This window comes from Nostoc sp. (genome assembly GCF_036919615.1).
Classification (GTDB): domain Bacteria; phylum Cyanobacteriota; class Cyanobacteriia; order Cyanobacteriales; family Nostocaceae; genus Nostoc.
This window is the reverse complement of sequence record NZ_JBALCN010000106.1, coordinates 96705-113129: the sequence shown is the minus strand read 5'-3', so window position 1 is coordinate 113129 and position 16425 is coordinate 96705. Positions and strand designations below refer to the sequence as shown.

14 protein-coding genes and 1 tRNA gene are annotated in these 16425 nt (G+C 41.9%); 3 read left to right on the top strand and 12 right to left on the bottom strand.

Features of this window, described 5'->3' with window-relative positions; all coding sequences use genetic code 11:
• Positions 1-24: 24 nt before the first annotated feature.
• The 7 genes from V7K48_RS33545 to psbZ all read right to left on the bottom strand — a co-directional run bounded on the left by V7K48_RS33545 (position 25) and on the right by psbZ (position 8171).
• The gene (locus V7K48_RS33545) at positions 25-876 is read right to left on the bottom strand and encodes a universal stress protein (RefSeq protein ID WP_335079460.1); all 852 of its coding nucleotides are present in this window, start codon (positions 874-876) and stop codon (positions 25-27) included.
• A gap of 805 nt (positions 877-1681) precedes the next feature.
• Positions 1682-3253: an alkaline phosphatase D family protein gene (locus tag V7K48_RS33540; RefSeq protein ID WP_335079458.1), complete on the bottom strand. Its 1572-nt coding sequence runs from the start codon at positions 3251-3253 to the stop codon at positions 1682-1684.
• A 463-nt stretch (positions 3254-3716) separates the two neighbouring features.
• Complete coding sequence (locus tag V7K48_RS33535; RefSeq protein ID WP_335079456.1) at positions 3717-4982, bottom strand: glutamate-5-semialdehyde dehydrogenase; 1266 nt, start codon at positions 4980-4982, stop codon at positions 3717-3719.
• A 4-nt stretch (positions 4983-4986) separates the two neighbouring features.
• Entirely contained in the window at positions 4987-5394 is a 408-nt protein-coding gene (locus V7K48_RS33530; RefSeq protein ID WP_334972754.1) for a hypothetical protein, read from the bottom strand.
• Between the two features lie 1447 nt (positions 5395-6841).
• Positions 6842-6913, bottom strand: a tRNA-Gly gene (locus tag V7K48_RS33525).
• Positions 6914-7215: 302 nt separating this feature from the next.
• Positions 7216-7794, bottom strand: a complete 579-nt coding sequence (gene ribH / locus V7K48_RS33520; protein ID WP_335079454.1) for a 6,7-dimethyl-8-ribityllumazine synthase — start codon at positions 7792-7794, stop codon at positions 7216-7218.
• A 188-nt stretch (positions 7795-7982) separates the two neighbouring features.
• Positions 7983-8171, bottom strand: coding sequence for a photosystem II reaction center protein PsbZ (gene psbZ / locus V7K48_RS33515; protein ID WP_335079452.1), 189 nt, complete (start codon positions 8169-8171; stop codon positions 7983-7985).
• A gap of 205 nt (positions 8172-8376) precedes the next feature.
• Here psbZ and V7K48_RS33510 point away from each other — a divergent pair, with 205 nt between their 5' ends.
• From V7K48_RS33510 to V7K48_RS33500, 3 genes are all read left to right on the top strand, one after another.
• The gene (locus V7K48_RS33510; protein WP_335079450.1) at positions 8377-8526 is read left to right on the top strand and encodes a hypothetical protein; all 150 of its coding nucleotides are present in this window, start codon (positions 8377-8379) and stop codon (positions 8524-8526) included.
• 272 nt (positions 8527-8798) lie between these two features.
• Positions 8799-11507: a CBS domain-containing protein gene (locus V7K48_RS33505; RefSeq protein WP_335079601.1), complete on the top strand. Its 2709-nt coding sequence runs from the start codon at positions 8799-8801 to the stop codon at positions 11505-11507.
• Between the two features lie 25 nt (positions 11508-11532).
• Positions 11533-12117, top strand: a complete 585-nt coding sequence (locus tag V7K48_RS33500) for a Uma2 family endonuclease (protein ID WP_335079449.1) — start codon at positions 11533-11535, stop codon at positions 12115-12117.
• A 21-nt stretch (positions 12118-12138) separates the two neighbouring features.
• Here the strand turns inward: V7K48_RS33500 and V7K48_RS33495 are convergent, their stop codons facing one another.
• The 5 genes from V7K48_RS33495 to V7K48_RS33475 form a co-directional block, all read right to left on the bottom strand.
• Positions 12139-12261, bottom strand: a complete 123-nt coding sequence (locus tag V7K48_RS33495) for a hypothetical protein (RefSeq protein WP_335079447.1) — start codon at positions 12259-12261, stop codon at positions 12139-12141.
• 218 nt (positions 12262-12479) lie between these two features.
• Positions 12480-12683, bottom strand: coding sequence for a DUF433 domain-containing protein (locus tag V7K48_RS33490; RefSeq protein WP_335079445.1), 204 nt, complete (start codon positions 12681-12683; stop codon positions 12480-12482).
• A 574-nt stretch (positions 12684-13257) separates the two neighbouring features.
• Positions 13258-13596, bottom strand: coding sequence for a cytochrome c6 PetJ (gene petJ / locus V7K48_RS33485; protein ID WP_335079599.1), 339 nt, complete (start codon positions 13594-13596; stop codon positions 13258-13260).
• 341 nt (positions 13597-13937) lie between these two features.
• Positions 13938-14432 carry a GNAT family N-acetyltransferase gene (locus V7K48_RS33480; protein WP_335079443.1) on the bottom strand — a complete coding sequence of 165 codons (495 nt, stop codon included), beginning with the start codon at positions 14430-14432 and terminating at the stop codon, positions 13938-13940.
• A gap of 365 nt (positions 14433-14797) precedes the next feature.
• Positions 14798-15934, bottom strand: a complete 1137-nt coding sequence (locus tag V7K48_RS33475; protein ID WP_335079441.1) for an RpoD/SigA family RNA polymerase sigma factor — start codon at positions 15932-15934, stop codon at positions 14798-14800.
• Positions 15935-16425 lie beyond the last annotated feature (491 nt).

Below are 16425 nucleotides of genomic sequence, written 5' to 3'. Positions count from 1 at the left end.
TCAACCGTTAACTCTATTTTGACTTTAAGCGATTGTCCGCGCCAACAATACCGGACAAGTGGCATTGACTCGAACATAGTCAGACAAGGAAGAGCCAATGAGTCGATCAATATCAACAAAACTCTTAGCGATCGATGGACGACGATCTGGAGAACCGAGCAATAATAAGTCTATGTTCAACTCCTCTGCCAATCGACAAATTTCTTCACCAGGTTTGCCACTGCTGATATAAGAACGAGATTGGATGCCCTGTTTTTGAGCTTCTGCAACTGCGGCTGCTAAAATTGGATTTTTATCTGATTTAACCTCGGTTATTTCCGATCTTTTACCGCCTAAATCTGTAGTAACGTTTGCTAAAATTAACTGGCCGCCCTGAATATCTCGCAACAAGAATAGAGCCAATTTTAAGCAGTTTTTTGCTGAATCAGAGTTGTCTATTGCCACCATAATGCGCTTAATTCTTTTGACATAAATGTCATCTTTTACTAGCAACATGGGGCGAGAAGAAAGTTGAAAAACATACTGACTGACTGAATTCGATAAAATCGATTGCAGTCGCTTCAGTCCGCGTGAACCCATAATAATCAAGTCAGCGTCGATTTCATCAGCTACTTGGCAAACTACATCTTTGGGGTCACCTTCACGCAAAATTGAAGAAACCTGGCTAGGATCTAAGTTCAAAGTCTGAATCGCATTCGCCAGAATTTTACCACCATTTTCCCATTTAGCTGTCATGGTAGTAGCAGTACTTTGTGCAGGAACAACATGCAAAATTGTAACTTTTGCAGATTGAATTGAAGGAATTTCTTTCAGGGTTTTGAGCATTTCTTCTGCATGTCCCAATCCTGATACAGCCAGCAAAATTCTTCTAATCATCTTACGTAATTTTTGTTAAGTTTACTTTTGTTTTCGCTGTTAGTACTTGGCTATGGTCAGATTTTTACCACCTTGCTCGACAACCTAGTACCGCAAGGCGGAAGTCAAAAGTCAAAAGTCAAAAGTCAAAAGTCAAAAGTATTATGGAATAAGCTCTCTAGGGCTTTTCAATGGTCTGTTTATTTACGCCGTGGCGTACTAGTTAGTAAGTTGGCATAAATAAACTTTGTTTTTTAGTATTTAATACTCAAATAAATAGCAAAGCATAAAAAACTAAACAAATGTTTAAGTTTCTTTGCATCTAGTTACTTAAAATTTTCAACTAAACTTCAATTATTAAGCATACTCTCAATTTAGCCTGAATAACTTAATAAATTATGATGTTAGTTATCATTTTTAATCTATGTTAACTTTTTTTAATTAGAAGTTAGTTAAGTATTGCAAAGAAATGCCAAAATAACTCTTTAGGAAAATTGATTTAGTGTAACCTTTAACAGGTGATGTCTACGACGGGCTATGCCTACGCTTCCGGCTTGAATAGTCTACACTACTCCTGAATTTTCCTTGCTTTCAGCTTTTTTTTAATTTCTTGCAGTTTTGGTAACTCAGATAGGATTGCTATATCTAAACACCAGAAGAATGTGGGATTTAAGCGTCCGAATTCCGATATTATAGTAGTTGAAGTCATATTTCATACTATAAAGACCTCTCCCTAGTTTTACTACACAAAACTGTCCCTCTCCGATTCAAAGAGGGAGAGACTTGAACTTTAGTTTAAGTCAGCGAGAGGTCTATCGAACTCCCGTTAACTCAGATGTGCTCCTGGTTGTCCGTTTTGGACTACAAACGAAGCTAGAGTTTTGACAGAGGCATTCAAGTCAACGATGCTTGATACAACACGGTAGTCACTTTGCCAGCGTTCTGGGGTAAGTTTGCAGCGAACGTATCCCCGGTAAGCACCATCAAAGAACTTAGTATGGGGATTATTAGGTAGGGCAGCTTGAGCTGGAGCGATAAATTGGGTGGGAAAGTCAGAGGTAATTGAGGTTCCGACGAACTCAGTACCTACAGTTGGTGACTTTGAGTTGTTGAAATCAAGCTTTAGGTCGTGTACCCAACTAGAATGGATATCTCCACTAATCACCACAGGATTAGAAGGTTGACGCTGGTTGAGAAAACTCAGGAGCCGATTACGGAAAGCCACGTAGCCGTCCCACTGATCCATATTGAAGACACCTGGACCTGGACTACTATTGAAATTGTACTCGGCAAACATCACCTGTTGAGCGATCACATTCCAGCGCGATCGCGATTGGTCTAAGCCTTTTCGTAACCACTGCTCTTGTTCTGAGCCGGTCATGGTAGCATTGGGATCAAAAGCTTGGGGGCAGCGAGGCTTAAGTCCATCATTACAAGGTTGGTTAGTGCGGTACTGCCTTGTATCTAGAACGTTGAACTCAGCTAAATTACCGAAAGTCAACCGCCGATAAAGCAATGCGTCTGCACCCTTGGGCAATGAAGACAGACGTAGAGGCATATGTTCATAATAAGCTTGGTACGCATTAGCTCGGCGTTTTTTAAAAGCCTCTTGGGTTTGGTTATCTTCGGGGATTAAGTTGGCGTAGTTATTGTCAACTTCATGATCATCCCAAGTGACAATCCAGGGAAAAGCCGCATGAGCAGCTTGGAGACTTGAGTCTGTTCTGTATAGGGCATAGCGATCGCGGTAGTCGGCAAGAGTGATAATTTCTGGACTATTATGTTGGCGGGGGCCACCGGATTGTGGCCCATATTCGTAAATGTAATCACCCAGATGAACCACAAGGTCGAGGTTTTCATCGGCCAAATGCCGATAAGCTGTATAGTACCCATTTTGCCAGTCTTGACAAGAGACAAAAGCAAAATTCAGTTGTTGGATATAGCTATAAAATGCTGGTGCTGTGCGAGTCCGTCCAATGGGGCTAACTTCCCTACCTACTTGAAATTGATACCAGTACCAACGGTCAGGGTTTAATCCGCGGACATCAACGTGGACTGAGTGGGCAAACTCTGGTGTCGCCAGCACTGTTCCTCGACGCACCACTTGTCTCATATTTTCATCAAGGGCAACTTGCCACCGCACAGGGACATTTACGAGTGGCATTCCACCTCCAGAGAGTGGATTAGGAGCCAGTCGTGTCCAGATAACAACACCATCCGGCAAAGGATCACCAGAGGCAACACCAAGACTGAACGGATAGCCAGAAAACCTTGAGTTAGCCAATACCGGATGCCATTGGCTAGCTATTGTTAACCCCGTTAGGAATCCTGCACCCAACAAAAAACTCCGCCGTCTGCACCGATTTGCTAGCAGGCGATCGCCATCCAAAAGTTCCATATTCACCCCTTTCCAGATGTCAATACAGTTGGCATTTAGGAGAGTCAATTGCGAAAAGCACAAACAGTGGCTTGATTTGACTTGTCTCCTAATTGCTGCTCAACCAAACACAAGGAATCTACCAACCCAGGATCAAGCAGAAATTAAGATTTTGTTAAGTTTAAAATTGGATTGGCGCACTTGTACTGAGCGACTTGTACGTTCGCTTGTCCTGAGCGGGTTACCTTGAGCGTTCGCAGCCTCTCGTAGAGAAGGGCGCGTCGAGGTAAGCCGTCGGCGCAGCCTCTCTAAGAGTTGTATTAGGCATTTGGACTGGGAGAATTTTGTGGGGATTTAGACCCCAATCAAAACAGAACTGTCGCTACAGGCACTTTTGTCAAACCCTTTTCTAATTACGAATTACGTAGCTTGCTTCTCGCCTTCTCTACGAGACGCTACGCGAATGGCGAGTATTACGAATTATTTAAAACCTGCCATTCCCTTGAACAATATGCTTAACGGTAGTCAATGTTTCCAGGCTGATAAATCCCCGGCGATGACCTTTTTGATTAGACATGCCGAGAAACACTGAATCTCCCCGCGAGGGGTTGCGGGAAAAACGCGGGGAAGTGTTGATGTAGGTAGAGGCACTATTAACTCCTAAGGCAAACTGCCGACTTTCCTGGTAAGATTCAGTAACGATGGAGTCGGCATGACCACTGCTGTATTCATTAATCCAGACGATCGCAGCCTCTAAGCTATCCACCAGTTTAAAAGCTACTGTCCTAGTTAAATAAGGGTTTCTCCATTCGCCTTCCTTCACCAGATGCAACTGGGGAAAGGCTTTTACTAGTTCTGCATCCCCTTTAATTTCAAAGCCTTTTTCCATCAGGCTGTTGCACAGAACGGCTATTGATGATGGCAAGGCTTGGCGATGAATGAGTACCTTTTCAATGGCATTAACCTGGTCTGGTTCGCTGTGATGGCTATCAAGAATCATCAAGCGCACCATTTCTAAGCTGCTATTCGGTGACCAGTAGAGATAACAGTTACCCATTGCTGACTTTAAGACTGGGCAAGTTGACTGTCGTACTACCTGCTGTACCAAGCTAGAACGCCCGTAGGGAATGACTAGATTCACGTACTGGTCTTGAGTGACTAAATCCCGAATCGAAGCCCCATGTTCTGCTGTGATTAGTTCTACACAACCTGATGGTAGACCAACTTGGGCGATCGCATTTTGTAGTACTTCAGCGATCGCCGCGTTGGAATGGCTAGCTTCAGTACTGCCTTTGAGAATTAGACAATTGCCAGTTTTGATACAAAAACCCGCTGCGATCGCCCCTAAATCCGGGAACGCCTCATAAATAAATCCAATCACTCCCAAGGGCATTAACTGGGTGTAACTTTGGGAATCTTCCAGTTGATAATCAGCGGTTCTGACACGCCGCAGCGGATCTGATAATTCCCCCAACCGTTGTAAAATGTCTACTGTCATCTCTAGCCTTGTGGGAGTCAGCTTCAGCCAATCCAATATCAACTCTGGCACTGCCATTTCCCGACTGGCTTCTAAATCCAAGGTGTTGGCTTCTAGAATGTCGTCAAATGACCGCTCAAGGGCTTGTGCCATCGCTAGGACTGCACGACTTCGGTCTGCTCCCTTTGTGATCCCCAACTTTAGGGAAGCATGATAAGCTCGTTGGGCACTAGTAATCGGTTCGGGGTGGTCATCCAAAACTTCAACAGTCATTGAGTTAACGTCTGTAGGTAAGCCAGACCATTATTGCTGGTAGGATAGCCAACAGCACCGCCACCATTGCCCAAGCAATAATGCTGGAACCATTTGCCAATCGTAGTGCTAATGGCAGCCATATAATCACTAGCACGAAAATAATGCCTAGCGCTATAGGCAAATAGCTTTCTCCCAAGCGGGGATGAACAACATGCCAACTATTTCCCATCCAACGCCAAGCCCGCTTGTAGGGATAGCTGGTAGAAAGCTGTTCTAGGACATGACCATTATCTTCTACAACAAAGATTTGCTGACAGCGATCGCAACCAAATGCTTCTGTCAGCGTAATCGGAATTAACTGACCCCGGCGACGACAGGGACAGGGGTATTCGGTATTAAAGTCGATTTTTTCGGGTTTTTGAGATTGCACAAGCGGTCTAATAACTTGAGCGTGTTTTACACAAACAGCGAGAATATAATCCCTTGGTAAATGCCTTGGAGGCTTCTCTCTTTATATCGATGCACTGACGATGCAAACATCGCCATGATTGCAAACAGTAGATTCAGTCAAATTCAAGTATCACAACTACCACATCAGTACGGAGTCATCTGTTTGTAGTCTTTCCCCGTAGCTGGCAATCTTGTTTAAAAATTTCCTTCTCTTCATCTGTCGCTTTCAAGGTAATGTGGTTGCGTTTTTGGGCATTTTATAGTTGTGCTGACACACCTGGTATAATTTTAGGCCTACGTGGCGACCACTCCTAAAACAAATCGTTTGGGAAGCTACGCTCATAAACAACAGACACCAACAAATCCTAGATTTTCCTTTGGGTCACTATATATTACTATCCAGTTATCAAGGTTAGATCGGGATTACGTCTAATCTCTATTCCTTGCAGTTCACAAGCGTTTCAATAGCGGGAATTGCCAAAACATCCAGAGGGTGTGTGTGACTCTTTCCCCAAATAGATTGTGGCTAACTTCACTGCTAAAAGACGCTTTGCACCTGACTACACTACTATTTAACTAGCCACCTTTAGTCCAGTGTAATATACCCTATACAAAATGAATTAATTACACCTATAAAGATTGTAGCCAAGGTAATCCATATCTAGACTACTCTAAAGCTGGGTTTTATATTTCTTAGCAAGCGGGCAAGGCAATTTGAGTGTGCGACATTCACATTGGCAGAGTAGACGAACTGTTTGCTCAATGTGTCCATATTGGAAGCGGTTAACAAGAGTGGAGCTCAACAACTGCTGTGGAGCAGAGCTAAACATGGGTCTGAGTCCCCCACTTCACGTCACGTGGTTTTCGTAAAGAGTGGGAAGCTAACGCAACAGGTGCGGTGGTCACTGAGCTTGCGATGCCGACTTGTACCGAGCGTACCCCTCCGGGGAAGCAAGCTAGCAAGAGCGTCTCGTAGAGAAGTCGAGGTAGGCCGAGGTAAGGGAGCTTGTCGTTGGCACAGCCTAAGAACTGTCCGTTCGTTCATTTTTGAACCGAAAATTTAATTAAGCCTAACAGGGCTTGTAATCTAAGCTATTCAGTCAATTCAGGCATTTTTGGCTCGTACAAGGTTTTAGCCATTTTTATGATTTGTACTTCCCTACACCTTAAATAGACGCTTCTGGGAACCTGATACGAAAATAGTAAATATTACTTAAGATTGACTGTTTACTTAAAAATAGCCTTTTCCTTTTGAATTAAGGCTTTAATTCAACTTAGAGTTTCAAAATAAGCGAACGCCCACTAAGAAGAGAAGGGTCGAAGTGTCCCCCTTCTTAGAAAGCTACCTGCTCCCTTACCTGTTGTTCAATGCACCCTAAAAACACTAAACCTCTTGGGATTTTTAACTCCAAGAGGTTTTAGTTGGAAGCGGGTAACGCGATTCGAACGCGCGACATTCACCTTGGCAAGGTGACGCTCTACCACTGAGCTATACCCGCAATCAATAACCATACATTAGTATCTCAAATTTATCTCTAATTGTCAACCCCTTAATTTAGTCATTAGTCACTTGTACTGAGCGACTTATGCCGAGCAAACTTGTACTGAGCGGAGTCGAAGTAGCCGAGGTAAGCCGAAGTACAAATGACTAATGACTAACCTAGTACAGCGGGCGCGTAAATAAACCAACCATACCCTCCGGGAAGCCGCTCTGAGTCTAAAAAATGGCGCAAGAGCAAGGAATACAACTCTTTTGACTTTTGACTTTTGACTTTTGACTTTTGACTTCCGCGCAGCGGTACTAGCCCACTTCTTCTGACTCCGCAGTTAAATTGCCTATGCTGGCACTTTGAAAAGAGGCTGGCAAAGACTGGCTATTATGAGAATATGGCTCTGCCAAGTTAGAACGCAGTTGCCGCATGAGGCTTGCCATTTCTAGGGCATTGAGGGCATAATCCCAGCCATGATTACCTTTTATGCCTGCCCGTTCTAAGGCTTGCTGCATAGTGTCTACTGTCAAAATGCCAAAAATTACTGGTACACCAGTTTGAAAGCTAGCGGCAGCAATGCCTTTAGAAACCTCTGAGGATACGTAATCGAAATGGGGTGTTTGCCCTCGAATGACTGCACCTAGACAAATTACAGCATCATAACGATGGGAAAGTGCTAGTTGGCGAGCTACTAAAGGTACCTCAAAACTTCCCGGAACCCAAACATAGTCCACCTGATCACCTTGGGGGTTAGGGTCTACACCGTGGCGTTTCAAGCAATCTTGACATCCTTCTAGCAGCTTTCCGGTAACTAGGTCATTAAATCGACCAATCACCACTGCAAACCGCAAAGGCTCCGTTTGGGTAAAAGTTCCCTCGAAAACTGCCATGACTGCCTCTTAATCAACTATACTTCTGGCCAATATACATTTCTTATTTAAATGTAGAGAAGCAGGAAAGCACAGTCAGAAAAAGGAAATCGGAAAAAATTTCTCCTTTTTTCCTTTGGTCTTTGACCTTGGCTTTTCTGCTCCTCTTATTCTTATATTATGTGCCTGCGCCAGAGTGAAGCCGTCGCCTACACGACAAAAAAGTTTAACAAACCAACTAAAAATACCAAACCAATCCAGACGCCAGAACCAATCCAGAGTAGCTTTTTAGATTCAACCCAATTTTGAGGGGTGGCGTAAGCAACGGGGACGCCAACAACCAGGACAAAAGACAACAGAACTAAACCTATCAAGGCAAACTGGAATATTATGGTCATTTTTGCTTCTCCCAATACAGCGAAATAGTAATATGTCTTACACTAACAGTAAGCTGTACAGTGTAGGCAACGAGTATGACTCTTGCTATTGCATAGGACACTCCAGAAGCTCTGGTTTTATGTCCTCGTGATGCCCCACGGCCGACAGTTTGATTTTTTCTTCCTTTCGTACCCCACAAATTTTACGACACAGGATGAATTGCTCATGACTTATGCACTGATGTGTCAACCAATGGTAAATTTGCATTCTTTGAAAGGATGCCTACTCGTTTCCCGTTGTCCAACGTTTCACGTAGGTTTCCCAGAGGGCTATCCAGAGGTGTATCAACGACCGTGGCGGCGAGTAACCAATTAAATCATACAACGCCCTGATCATCTATTTCAGAATATTTGACAATTAGAGTGCTGACTCTGAAGGTTAAAGGGTGAGGCTTTTGTCCATTTTGGCTAAAGAGGGACACTGAGACTATTTTCTTGTTTTTAAGCTACCAGAAATTGCAACATTTTTGTCATTTGTCTTTTGTCTAAGTACCGATGACTAATACAACTCTTGGAGAGGCTGCGCTCAGGGCAAGACGCTCAGGATAAGCTCAGTACAAGTGATTAATGACTAATGACTTCTTAACTATGGATTTAATTCTTTGCCACACAACAGCAGATTTTGACGCACTAGGAGCAGCTGTAGGGTTAACACATTTACTACCGGGAAGTAAGATTGTGCTGACTGGCAGTTCTCACCCTACTGTACGGGATTTTTTGGCATTGCATCGGGATGAATATTCGCTGATTGAACGCCGTTCGGTGAATGCAGAAAAAATTCGTTCTTTGACTGTGGTGGATACACAACAGCGCGATCGCTTGGGTAAAGCTGCTGAGTGGTTAGATTTACCCGAAGTAAGAGAGATTATAGTTTATGACCATCACTTAGGACAAGAATCAGATATTCCCGCCACGCGATCGCATATTTCCTCAGTAGGAGCTACGACAACTTTAATTGTGGAGCAATTGCAACAACAGCAAATTTCCCTGACTCCTGCCGAGGCAACTGTGATGGCTTTGGGTATCCATGTTGACACTGGCTCCTTAACATATGACCAGTCCACACCACGAGATGCCCTAGCTTTGGCTTGGTTAATGGAACAAGGTGCCAGTCTGTCGGTAATTTCCACCTACCGTGACCCTGGTTTATCTCCTCAATTGCAGCAGCTATTAACTGAGGCACTGGAAAATTTAGAATATCTTTGTCTACGCGGATATACGGTTGCTTGGGTAACTCTGAAAACAGATGGTTTTGTGCCAGGGCTATCAAGTCTGGCTTCGGAACTCGTGGAATTAACTGAAATTGATGCCATACTATTAGCCAATGAATATCCTTTGGGTGAAAGTGATTCACGCTTAACTGTAATTGGGCGATCGCAAATTCCCAAAACAAATCTCAACCGATTATTCCAACTTTTGGGCGGCGGCGGTCATTCGCAAGCCGCATCGTTGAACCTACGCAAAGTAGATTCGCAGGCAATATTAAAACAACTTCTTGAGGGTGTAAAAGCACAAATTCCCCATCCCCCCACAGCTAGGGATTTGATGTCCTCTCCTGTCCGCACTATTCTGCCTGAAACCACAATTGCCGAAGCCCAGCGTATTTTATTACGCTATGGACATTCTGGTTTAGCTATAGTTGATGCTCAAAAACAACTGGTAGGTATTATTTCACGGCGGGATATTGATATCGCCTTGCACCACGGATTTAATCATGCACCAGTCAAAGGTTACATGACAGTAAATCTTAAAACAATTACACCAGATACGACACTGCCAGAAATTGAAGCGCTAATGGTGACATACGATATTGGACGTTTGCCAGTATTGGAGAACGGTCAGTTAGTTGGTATTGTCAGCCGTACTGATGTATTGAGGGAATTACATCAAGAAAGAGACGGAAAGAAGGGAAGAGGGGAAGACAGGGAGAAAAGAAGAGGGGGGAAAAGTAATTTTAGTCTCCCTCAATTGGAGAAAAAACTTGCTCCGCAACTGTGGCAATTGCTCACTAAAGCATCAGTAGAGGCAGAAAAACGGGGTTGGCATCTTTATCTAGTGGGGGGTGCGGTGCGGGATTTGCTCTTAGCTGACGCAGCAGGCAGCTTGATGATTAAAGATATTGATCTTGTGGTTGATGGCTTTCATAAATCAGCTGATGTCGGTGCTGGTGTGGAATTAGCAAAGGCACTCCAACAACTTTACCCTGCTGCTCGCTTAGAAATCCACGGGGCTTTTCAAACTGCTGCTTTGTTATGGCACAAAGACCCAGAATTAGATTCTTTATGGGTAGATATTGCCACCGCTAGAACAGAATTCTATCCTTATCCAGCAGCGAATCCAGAAGTTGAAGCGAGTTCCATTCGTCAAGACTTGTATCGTCGAGATTTTACCATCAATGCGATCGCCTTGCGCCTCACTTCCCCCCGTGCTGGTGAATTACTCGATTTCTTTGGCGGGTTAATCGATTTACAAGCCAAGCAAATTCGGGTTTTACACGCCAATAGCTTTATCGAAGACCCCACCCGCATTTATCGTGGTGTGCGCTTTGCCGTGCGCTTTGGATTTCAGATAGAACCGCAAACTGAAGAGTTTATCCGCTATGCCATCAACAGTGGTGTTTACGATCGCACTGCTCAAGAGAATAGCAGAACTCCAGCCCTGCAAACTCGACTGAAAACAGAATTAAAGTACATCCTCGAAGCCCCCTACTGGAAATTGGCTTTGCAGTTACTCGATAATTTAGGGGCATTGCAATGTATCCATCCTACCCTGAAACTAGACGCAGAACTCCTGCGACAATTACGTTTGCTAGAACGCTGTTTGCGGCGATTTGACCCGCAACCAACTCTTATCCATTGGGAAATGCGCTTAGAAACGTTAATCGCCCAGCTAGCACCACAATATCGGGTGAAAGTAGCAAAAAATCTGCAATTGCCAGAGGATAGCATTGCTAGGCTAAAGAACTTAGCTCAAGTGCAAACTGAAGTGATGACATTATTACCCAGTTTGCAACGCCCCAGTCAAGTAGTGCAGTTGCTGCGACACTATGATTTACCAATGCTGATTTTAATCGCCGTCCAAAGTCCGCGAGAGATTAGACATCAGATTTGGGAATATTTCACTGTTTGGGCGAATGTGCAGCCGCTATTGAATGGCAATGATTTAAAGAAACTTGGTTACAAACCAGGGCCCCAGTATCGGCAAATATTAGATGATTTAGTTGCTGCTACTTTGGATGGAGTGATTACAGATAAGACTGAGGCTGAAGAGTTTTTAGCCAAGCATTATCCTCAGTAATTTATATTTCACAGATATGGTTTTTATGCAAACACAAACACCAAAAAAATACTACACTCCAGAGGAATATTTACAACTAGAGGAGACATCAGAATCCAAAAATGAATATAGAGACGGGGAAATAATTCCTATGGCTGGTGGCACAACTAATCACAATGAAATTGCAGGTAATTTTTACGCCAATTTTAAATTTACGATGCGGGGTAAAAATTACAAAATCTACATGGGTGATGTCAAATTGTGGATACACCGTTATCGTATCTACACTTATCCTGATGTCATGGTTATTCAGGGAGAACCAATATATGAGGGAACTGGCACTACTACAGTCACCAATCCCATAATGATTGTGGAAGTATTATCAAAATCGACAGAGAATCATGATCGAACTAATAAATTTAGATTTTATCGTTCTATTGCGACACTGAAAGAATATATTATGATTAATCAATATGAATATTTTGTTGAGCAGTTTAATAAAAATGCTGAAGGGCAATGGGTATTAACTGAATACGAATCAGTAGATGCTGTATTATCACTAAAATCAATAGGTTTTCAAATTCCCTTCAGCGATATTTATCAAGAAGTTAATTTTGAAATAGAAGAATAATTATAATGCGATCACAGTAGTCTAAATCGTATCTGGGTCGATATTTAACTCTCGCAGTTTTGCTGCCAAATTATTATCCTCACACCAATACAGAATTTCTGGATCGAGTGTACTTTTTGGTGGAGTTCCTGATTCTCCTACCACTTTGATAGCAATATCAGGTTCTCTTAGCCTAATTTGATTTGGATATATAGGATTGACATTTTCATCAATCAGATATTGCAGTGTTATGCTTACTGTTTAGCTTGTCTTTCAATTCGGAGTTGGCGCAGTTTTTCTGACACTGGTAGGGGATTAAGCCGCTGTTGTTCTCTCATTCTATGACCATGTTCTATCCAGTTTTTCATGTAAACACTGACAGTTTATTTATTTTGCAGATAATAAAGAATTGTTGCATATACTTGCTCTAAAGATATTGTTTGATAAATTTGGGCAATTTCTTCTGGAGAACGTTTACAATCAATGTATTCATAAAGAATTGTTTCAATCCCAATTCTTGAATCTTTGAGTCTAATGTCTTCAGAAGACAGGAAGTTGAAATACGCTGTGATTTGTTTGGTAGGCATAGATTAACTTATATTCATTTGTTATATATATCCTAACTTTTGGTAAAAGCGATAAGCCTGACGGCATAGCTATCGCTTACCGCACTAAATTAACGCTTTGCAAAAATAGGCGATCAGATTCTTAAGTTAGCCACAAAAAAAGAGAGTGGCATCTTATCTTCTTCACCAAAAAGACTACCCGACTTGTTAAATAAGTCGGGTATCTGTATTCATTACAGTTTGATTAAAGATTCCTCAGACTGGCGATATCTAGTAATTAACCTACATTATTTTAGGGGAGAATAAAGCAGTATAGAAAGTGTGGGTAGACTGCTTCCGGTAAGTGATAACAAAACTAATAGATTGAGAAAGCCTGCTATTATCCCAGTTCCTCCACTAGTCCCAAATCCTAATATTAGTAGTATTAGTACAGTTGTAAATGAGTCTTCAGCTAAAAGCAAATCAAGGTTGTACCCAAAGCATATAAGTCTGTGGCTTTTTTTGGATAAGCATCCTATTTGACAATTTTGGCAACCCTAAAATTAGCGGGGCTTTTTATCCCGCTAATTGTTAATTATTGAAGTTAGATTTTAGTCTACTTCCAGTCCTTATCTGCTTGTGAAAGCACATAAGCCGCTACATCTTCAATTTGGTTAGGTTTCAAACGTTTGCTGAAGGCAGGCATGGCATTTTTACCTTTTGTAACTTGGGCAATAATCGCCTCTGCTGAGTACAAACCATACTTTTCCAAAGCATCTTTCTTCAGGTTTTTTTGCGCTTGAACCAGATTCTTACCTCCCGCATGACAAGAGGCACAATTGGCACTAAATACTTTAGCTCCACTAACAGCATTTGCTGCCAATGCTGGACTACTGAAGGCAAAGGTGAAGATTGCTATGCCTGACAACAGCATTACTGTAATAATTTTTTTCATTTCGTGTTCTCTCTGGAATAACGGCTTATTCGGTGCAATGTCCTCCATGATTGTCAGTTGAGCCGCTGCCATAGTCAAATGACAAGCTGTCAAACTTAACCCTAAACTTTTTTGAATTTTGAATGTTCAGATTTGTAAATTTAGAGTTGTGAGTACGGAGTGATGTTGAGATGCTACGCGTAGCTTGCTTCTTTGCAGGAGTATACATCTACACTGATGATTAAAATAAAAATTTATGTCAGTTTGAATACTTTTAAACCAATAGATGATCAAAATTTAAGGATGAAATATTCAAGATAAAAATTGCCTCGTTTTATCTTTTATACTTCATCCTTTATTTTTTATTTCACAGATCCTAACTGAGTAAGCACATCTTCTGTAACACGACAAATTCGCCAATCATCTAATATAGATGCTCCCATACTACGGTGGAATGCTAGGGCTGATTCGTTCCAATCCAACACACTCCACTCTAACCGCCCACAATTACGTTCTACAGCTATCTGGGCTACTTTAGTAAGCAGAGCTTTACCAATACCCTGCCTGCGATATTCTGGTAAAACAAATAAATCTTCCAGATAAATTCCTGGCTTAGTTAGAAATGTTGAATAATTATGAAAAAATAGGGCAAAACCAACAGCTTGACCCGCAGATTCAGCTAAGATTGCCTCTATATATCTCCGTGAACCAAATAAATGCTCCTTAAGTGACAGAGCATTGCCAGTAATAGCATGAGATAATTTTTCATACTCTGCAAGCCCCTCAATTAATTTAAACAGTCCGCTGTAATCGGCTGGTTCAGCAAAACGCACAATCAAATTACTACACGAAGTCATTAGTCTATAGTCCATAGTTCATAGTCCATAGTCTATAGGCAACTGTGCAAGTTTTTTTGAGTAATGATTAAACAAAAGCCGAAAAAAGATACAAGACGCCTGGTTTTTGCGAATTGCTATAGCTGAAGCTCAAGAAATATACAGATACAAGCTCTTTAAATTCGTTAGAATGTGGCTTTAATAGAGAGCAAATTTTGTCGGGTGTGTTATCGCCAAAAGTACAGCACTATCCTTAATTTTAGGTGCGTTAGGACAAATGTTCGTAACACACCTTAAAAAATTTAAAGGTTTGCACTTTATTTTATCTATGTTCGTTAGTGGAGCTAATTAGCTCAGGTTTTGCATCTCTATCTTCATCAATGTAATTAAATCAACCAACCTTTTAAACGTTTAGCTATATGGGGACGCCGCAATTTCCGCATGGCTTTGCTTTGAATTTGTCGCACTCGTTCACGAGAAAGATTGAACATGTTGCCAACTTCTTCTAAGGTACAAGGTTCGCTGGTTGTCAAACCATAACGCAAAGAAATCACATCTTTCTCTCGTGGAGTTAACACGTCACCCAAGACTTCCCAAATCTCCTGACGCATCATGTTTTCATTCATTTTTGCTTCTGGAGACAGGTTATCTTCATCTTCTAGCAAATCCATCAATTCCGTGTCTTCTTCTTTACCGACACGGTGGTTGAGAGAAAGTGCTTGACGCCGTAGCTGTTGTAGCTGGCGTAGTTGTTGCACACTAATTTCCAAAGCTTCTGCCATTTCACCTTCGGTAGGATTACGACAGAGTTTTTGTTTGAGTTCCCGTTGGGCTTTTTTCAGCTTGTTAAGCTTTTCAACAATATGAATAGGTAGCCGAATTGTCCGCGCATCATTAGCTATAGCTCTGGTAATCGCTTGTCTAATCCACCAATAGGCGTAAGTAGAAAACTTATATCCTTTATCGGGATCAAACTTTTCTGTAGCGCGATTTAAACCCATTGCTCCTTCCTGAATTAAATCCAGAAAAGGCACTCCGCGATTCAGATATCGCTTGGCAATAGAAACTACCAATCTCAGGTTCGAGCGAATCATTTTGCGTTTCGCTACTCTACCTTGATATAAGCGACTTTCTAGTTGCTTTTCGGTCATTTCTAGCTCGGAAGCCACTTCTAGTTTGCTAGGTTCTTGTCCCAGATTTAAATGTAAGGCAGCTTGTAATTCCCTAACTTCCTCTACAAACCTGACTCGCCGCGCTAACTCTACCTCTTCATCAGCTTTTAGCAACGGATAACGCGCCATTTCTTTAAAAAACGCGCCTACGGCATCATCATGTTCGGTTTTATTGTATCCCGAAGGACGAGCCGCCGCCATTTCATCTCCATCGCGTTCCTCTGATTCCAGATTTTCTATTACAATTGGAGACTCTTCCTCTGCCACTGTATCTAAACTATCGAGTGATGGTTCTTCACTATCAGCAGCATTCTCCAGTATTTCCATTTTTCCCAATTCAACAATATTCATAGTTTCCTTTAGGGATTGTTGCTTTGTTTGCTACATAATTTAGTTACAGCTACTCGGTTGAGGCTTGGTAGTTTTCCCTAAGGGACGAATGCACCCATTTCTATAGCAAAATCCAAGCTTCTGCTAATTTATTTTCAGGAATAAAAATCTGTATCTACCTACAAACTATAGATTACGGTTAGATACAACCTATAACGAAACTGACCTTAGCACCCAACAAAACTTTCTTTTCAGGCTCCCAACAGATATATTCTTCATTTTTTTCTGAATTATCAAATATGTCAAACCCTCTCAAACTTTCTCAAACCTAACAAATTTAAAAATTTCAGCTAACCATCCAAATTTCTTAAACTTTCATATATTTTTCTAAATAATTTTAATGTTTAGGCGTTGGAAGTCACTGGATAAATAGAAAACCTGGTGCTGGGATTATGCATTCTCGATTTAAAGTTCTCCACATGAGACAAATTACAATAATGGCAGCTTAATTT

What these genes read in the sequence shown, in the direction of transcription:
- V7K48_RS33510 (WP_335079450.1), top strand. Translation starts at nt 8,377, where the DNA reads ATGACTTATGCACTGATGTGTCAACCAATGGTAAATTTGCATTCTTTG.
- V7K48_RS33540 (WP_335079458.1), bottom strand. Translation starts at nt 3,253, where the DNA reads ATGGAACTTTTGGATGGCGATCGCCTGCTAGCAAATCGGTGCAGACGG.
- V7K48_RS33535 (WP_335079456.1), bottom strand. Translation starts at nt 4,982, where the DNA reads ATGACTGTTGAAGTTTTGGATGACCACCCCGAACCGATTACTAGTGCC.
- petJ (WP_335079599.1), bottom strand. Translation starts at nt 13,596, where the DNA reads ATGAAAAAAATTATTACAGTAATGCTGTTGTCAGGCATAGCAATCTTC.
- V7K48_RS33505 (WP_335079601.1), top strand. Translation starts at nt 8,799, where the DNA reads ATGGATTTAATTCTTTGCCACACAACAGCAGATTTTGACGCACTAGGA.
- V7K48_RS33475 (WP_335079441.1), bottom strand. Translation starts at nt 15,934, where the DNA reads ATGAATATTGTTGAATTGGGAAAAATGGAAATACTGGAGAATGCTGCT.
- V7K48_RS33500 (WP_335079449.1), top strand. Translation starts at nt 11,533, where the DNA reads ATGCAAACACAAACACCAAAAAAATACTACACTCCAGAGGAATATTTA.
- ribH (WP_335079454.1), bottom strand. Translation starts at nt 7,794, where the DNA reads ATGGCAGTTTTCGAGGGAACTTTTACCCAAACGGAGCCTTTGCGGTTT.
- psbZ (WP_335079452.1), bottom strand. Translation starts at nt 8,171, where the DNA reads ATGACCATAATATTCCAGTTTGCCTTGATAGGTTTAGTTCTGTTGTCT.
- V7K48_RS33480 (WP_335079443.1), bottom strand. Translation starts at nt 14,432, where the DNA reads ATGACTTCGTGTAGTAATTTGATTGTGCGTTTTGCTGAACCAGCCGAT.
- V7K48_RS33490 (WP_335079445.1), bottom strand. Translation starts at nt 12,683, where the DNA reads ATGCCTACCAAACAAATCACAGCGTATTTCAACTTCCTGTCTTCTGAA.
- V7K48_RS33545 (WP_335079460.1), bottom strand. Translation starts at nt 876, where the DNA reads ATGATTAGAAGAATTTTGCTGGCTGTATCAGGATTGGGACATGCAGAA.